Source organism: Pseudomonas folii, from assembly GCF_014357575.1.
In the GTDB taxonomy this organism is placed as follows: domain Bacteria; phylum Pseudomonadota; class Gammaproteobacteria; order Pseudomonadales; family Pseudomonadaceae; genus Aquipseudomonas; species Aquipseudomonas folii.
The window spans coordinates 1-4,764 of sequence record NZ_JACONW010000247.1; the positions used below are offsets into that span (position 1 = coordinate 1).

Annotated in this window: 7 protein-coding genes; 4 read left to right on the plus strand and 3 right to left on the minus strand. The window is 58.1% G+C overall.

All coding sequences use genetic code 11. The features are described from left to right. Positions 1-77: 77 nt before the first annotated feature. Positions 78-515: a DUF4399 domain-containing protein gene (locus H8S59_RS26095; RefSeq protein WP_187523290.1), complete on the minus strand. Its 438-nt coding sequence runs from the start codon at positions 513-515 to the stop codon at positions 78-80. 298 nt (positions 516-813) lie between these two features. After that, positions 814-1,437 carry a 2OG-Fe(II) oxygenase gene (locus tag H8S59_RS26100; protein ID WP_187523291.1) on the minus strand — a complete coding sequence of 208 codons (624 nt, stop codon included), beginning with the start codon at positions 1,435-1,437 and terminating at the stop codon, positions 814-816. 149 nt (positions 1,438-1,586) lie between these two features. On the opposite strand from H8S59_RS26100, the gene H8S59_RS26105 reads away from it, so the two are divergent. The 3 genes from H8S59_RS26105 to H8S59_RS26115 all read left to right on the plus strand — a co-directional run bounded on the left by H8S59_RS26105 (position 1,587) and on the right by H8S59_RS26115 (position 3,077). Beyond that, on the plus strand, positions 1,587-2,339 hold the full coding sequence (locus H8S59_RS26105) for a DUF2059 domain-containing protein (protein ID WP_187523292.1): 753 nt from the start codon (positions 1,587-1,589) through the stop codon (positions 2,337-2,339). Between the two features lie 130 nt (positions 2,340-2,469). After that, the gene (locus tag H8S59_RS26110) at positions 2,470-2,895 is read left to right on the plus strand and encodes a hypothetical protein (RefSeq protein ID WP_095092616.1); all 426 of its coding nucleotides are present in this window, start codon (positions 2,470-2,472) and stop codon (positions 2,893-2,895) included. Beyond that, positions 2,892-3,077 carry a hypothetical protein gene (locus H8S59_RS26115; RefSeq protein WP_187523293.1) on the plus strand — a complete coding sequence of 62 codons (186 nt, stop codon included), beginning with the start codon at positions 2,892-2,894 and terminating at the stop codon, positions 3,075-3,077. The genes H8S59_RS26110 and H8S59_RS26115 overlap by 4 nt, the downstream gene beginning before the upstream one ends. 2 nt (positions 3,078-3,079) lie before the next feature. Here H8S59_RS26115 and bipL read toward each other — a convergent pair whose 3' ends face one another. Then, positions 3,080-4,021 carry a phospholipase BipL gene (gene bipL / locus H8S59_RS26120; protein WP_187523294.1) on the minus strand — a complete coding sequence of 314 codons (942 nt, stop codon included), beginning with the start codon at positions 4,019-4,021 and terminating at the stop codon, positions 3,080-3,082. A 91-nt stretch (positions 4,022-4,112) separates the two neighbouring features. Here bipL and H8S59_RS26125 point away from each other — a divergent pair, with 91 nt between their 5' ends. Beyond that, complete coding sequence (locus H8S59_RS26125; RefSeq protein ID WP_187523295.1) at positions 4,113-4,694, plus strand: DUF6436 domain-containing protein; 582 nt, start codon at positions 4,113-4,115, stop codon at positions 4,692-4,694. Positions 4,695-4,764 lie beyond the last annotated feature (70 nt).

A 4,764-nucleotide genomic window follows, 5' to 3' on the forward strand; every position in this document is an offset into this window, starting at 1 on the left:
GGCCCAATGTTTACTGCGCGCAATTGCGGAGCCATTGAAACCGAGGCAAGCCCTAGAGGGATTATTGCCAGTCCAGACTATCGAACATTCACCCTGATCATCTTCGACTCAACCGAAGGGTTCAGCGGAATGTGGCTCTTGTCGCCGACCAACAACTGCAGGGTGTGCGGGCCGGGCGGCAGGGTGATTTCGGTTTCGGTCTGCCCTTTACCAAAATGACGAATGTTGTCGGTCATCGGCAGCGGTGCATTGAGGTCCGGCTGGTCTTTGACGTCGATCAGCAAGTGATGGTGGCCGGTTTCGGGAATGTCCACGCCAGCAGGCGCAACACCCATGCCTTTGAGGCCAAACTGGACCTTGAACGTCCCCGGCACCGTCGCGCCGTCTTTAGGCGAAATGATGTACACCTCGGCACCGGCGGGTGATGGCGTGCGTGGAACGTCGGCAGCACTGGCCATCAACGACACCCCGAACAGCAGGCCTGCGAGGGCAGTTTTTGCAAAAAGGGTTTTCATGGGTTCTCCCGTTTTTATAGGCACCAGCGATCAGCCTTTGAGTGACATGCCTACTACCATAGCGCGGTGGTGAGTTACTGGTTTGAAGAACCGGGTTTTATGAAAAAGATTTCATTTCTACAGATAAGCAATGCGCCGTAGAGCTAACAACGCAGGACCTGTAGTTCGCGAAAGGCGGCGGCGAACCGGTAAACCGCCTCGCCAACAAGTTGCCTCCTACCTGACACGGTGCTAACAGGTAGGAGCGAACTTGTTCGCGAGGCACCACGAATGACGCAACGCGCATCACCCTCGCCGCCTAAAAAAACCCATCCCCACGCCGACGAAACCAGCCGGTCAGGGACAACCGATCACGGCTGGCAGGCATAACTTCGTGAGGGATATCACCAGACATGAATACCACCAGGCAGCCGCCGGTTGGCTGCACGTCGTATTCCACCCCGTCATCAAGGAACATGCGCAGTTGCCCACCATGCTCCGGCAGCCAGGCGTTGTTCAGATAAACCACTGCTGAAACCATACGCCGGTCATCGTCGCGGAAGCGATCCACATGCTTGAGATAGAACGCCCCTGGCGGATACAACGCGAAATGGCTTTCGAAGTCTTCCAGCCCCAGAAACAAACCGCGATTCAGGGCCTGACGCAGGCTGTCCATCAATCCCAGATAACGATCGCAAGGCCCAGACTGCCCAGCCTCCAGCCACTGGATATGATCGCCACGAATCCCTTCACGGATCTCTTGAAATGGCCCGCGGCCAACAGCAGCAGGTGCGAGCTCACCTTCGGCGGCACGCGTGCGGCACTCGTCGGCCAGCTCAAGCGTCAGGCTTTCAGGCAGGAAAATATTTTGCTGCGACCAGCCGCGGGCAGCGAGGTCGTCGACGATTCGAAGCAGCAGCGGATGATCAGAGGCGATTTGCATGGCGCATAGTATCCAGCCGCCCGGGAATCGGGAAGCCTGCGCACTCGACTGATCGCCAGGTGAATGAAATTTCACCGGGGCGGCGAACTGATAACTCGACAAAGCCCCGTAACCACCGGGACAATAGCGGCCTGCCGACAGGAGTCCCTATGCGCCGTTTGTTTGTTGTGTTGTTGATGTTCTGCACGATGCCCGCCTGGGCAGACAGCTATGACCAGTTGTACAAGGTCGCCGGCTGGCCAGAACAGCGCGCGCATTTCAACGACGCTCTTAAAGCGGCTCAACAACGCTATCGCAACAGCCTGCCACCGGCGGTATTTCAAGCGTTGGTGAGCAACAGCAATCAGCGTTTCGCCCCTCAAGCCATGGACCAACGCGCTGAAAAGCGCCTGCGCGAAAGTCTGCGCTACCCCGCCCCTGCGCTGCAGTTCTTCCAGTCTCCGCTGGGGCGCAAGATCGTCAACGCCGAATTGACCGCCACCCGCCCTGACCAGTTGGCAAAAAATGCCAAAGGCCTGCCACAAATCCAGGCCGACGCCACCCGCCAGCTGTTGATCGGTCACTTGGCCCAAGCGCTACCCGCCAAGCAGGCAGGGGCTGAAGTCAGCCTGGCGATTGCCGGTGTGGCCGCCGACAGCCTGAGTCAGATGATTCCCGGATTGCTGGGCGGCGGTCAGGCTCAAGGCATGCTCGACGGACAGCGCGAACGCCTGATGGCGCAGATCGAGGCAGACATGAATAACACCCTGCTCTACGTCTACCGCGATCTTTCCGATCCGGAACTGGAAGAGTTTTCTACGTTTGCTGAATCAGCCGACGGCAAGGCTTACTACCAGGCCGCCTTGGCAGCGATACGCGCCGGGCTGGCCGTTGGGCAAAGCTCGTCGAGCCTTGCACCTTAAGCACCCCGTTCGCAGCCTGCCGATGACAGGACAAAGTGCCTCGCCTGTGAACCAGATGCGCACCTCGTGACTCCAAGATTCGCCTCTTTATATTCGCTTCTCAAACACTGCAAAAAATGGAGTTTTTGGAATGTCAGAATTCTATAAATACTTTAAAGAAAATATGGACGCCCTCGGGCTGGCGGCACCGGAAACATTGTTCGCCAACGCGACTACCGCACTTGCCACCGCCACGACACTCGCGACCCAGATCGATAAGTTCGGCAAAGGCGTCACGGTGATGGAAGTCATAGGCGCCGGTACTCGACTGGAAAAACTGGCCGTCGTGGGGGCATGCTCTGCCGCCTACTATGCCGGGGCCGTCGTAGGCAGCATTGCTGTTGCCCTGGGCCGAACCCTCGCAGGCGGGACATCGCTGGCTGACGTACTGCTGACGGCGAGCAGGAATAATCTCGACCGGGACTGGCTAAGGACGTGCATACACATGCATCCGGGTATCTACAAAACCGACCATCCCGGCAGAATGCTTCCCCAGCACTGGCAGTACACAGCATGAAAGATTCCGCACTTCTGCTGATCTGTGGCCTGGGCATGTCACTGCTGGCATGGGCCATCCTGCATTACCTCGACAAGGATGCCTTTTCGGTAATAACCAGTGTTGTGATGGTTTCCCTTGCGGTGGATAACTACCGCCTGCGCCGTACCCTGGCCAAAACCCGCAGCCCCGTCGCCAAATAGCATCAGCGCATCTGGCGGTCCAGAAACGCGAAATAAAGTGCGCGGAACTCGGGCAGCTCGTTCGCCAGATGATGGCGCGCATGCTCGATCATCAGCACTTTTGGCTCGGCGAATTTCTCGTTGAGTACCGTCAGGTTATGACGCCAGTCAACGGTCATGTCGGCGTCCCCCTGGATAATGATCGGGCTGCGCGGGCTTGAAGGTGCGGACTCGATACGCTTGATCCAGCGCGCCAGTGCACCGACCCAGGCAGTCGGCAAACGACGTGGCTGCAAGGGATCTGCCAACAGAAACGGTAGAAACGCCGGGGCGTTGGAGTTTTCGCTGAAGCGCCGGGCGATACCCGTGACGAAGGGATTGAGCAGGTGATAGCTCAGCTTTGACCAACCCCATGCCCGAGGCCTGACCAGCGGCGCAAGCAGAATTACCTGACCTTGAGCGGGACTTTCAACGCCATGATCAAGCAGATGGTCGATCAGAATCGCGGCCCCCGTGCTTTGTCCGCAAAGGTGCCACGGCGTAGGCAACTGCAGTCCGCGGGCTTCTTCGAACAGGCGTTGCAGGACGACCTGATACTCCGCGAAGTCGTTGATGCTGGCCCGCGGACCACTCGACAAGCCGTGTCCGGGCAAATCACAGGTGATCACTGCAAAGCCTTTGCTCAGCGCCCATTCGATCACATGCCGGAACAGGCCCATGTGGTCATAAAAACCATGCATGAAAAACAACGTCGCCACGGGCTTATCCGGAATCCAGACCTGCCCGACAATCTCATAACCACCCACATCCATTCTGCCCAGCCAGGTGCGCAGCGGACGCTCCAGACCCAATCTGTCCAGCACGTAAAATCGCTGGTAAGCCGCGCCCTCAGCAGACAACGGCTGGGCGGCACTGAGCGGTTGCAGGCTGTTGCGCAGTGCTTCGGGGTCGAACGTGGCAGACATGAGGTTTCCGGCGGGACGATAGACTGTGCTGCGATATTCAGCTGTATCCCGAAACATGGCAACCCAGCCCCCTCAAACAGATGCGCTTGAAATGAAATCCTTACACCGCAGCACGCTCGTCGCAGGCCTGATCGCGATTCTCTGCGCAGGGCTTTTGTGGGCTGGCTATGACTGGTTTCAAAGTCGCTATTTGCGGCCGTTCAGTGATCAAGCCGCATTCTTTAATGGCGACACGCTCGGCCTGCCCAGCGAACTGGCAGGTCCGGGAAGGGTGCGAGTGGTGCACTTCTGGGACCCCGCCTGCCCTTGCAACGTTGGCAACCAACAGCATCTTGTCGAGTTGATCGAGCATTTTGGTGGACAGGGTGGCGTGGACTTTTATGCGGTGCAAAAAACCGGCAGCCATGGTCAACTCCCTTCAACCTTAAGCGCTATCAAGCCGCTGACGCACTTGCAGGGGGCCGAAAACATCAGCGCCAGCCCCGCCGTGGCGATCTGGGATAGAGAGGGCAAACTGGCCTATTTCGGGCCACACAGCGAAGGGCTCACCTGCAATTCAGACAACAGCTTTATTGAACCCATCCTGCAAGCACTGACTGTGGGACGAACCGTGGATGCGACACACACCATGGCGGTGGGGTGTTATTGCGGGTGGAACGCAGCCCCCCTGTAGGAGTGAGCTTGCTCGCGATGCATGAGACACGTCTAGAAGCCATACCGCGTCATCGTTTATCGCGGGCAAG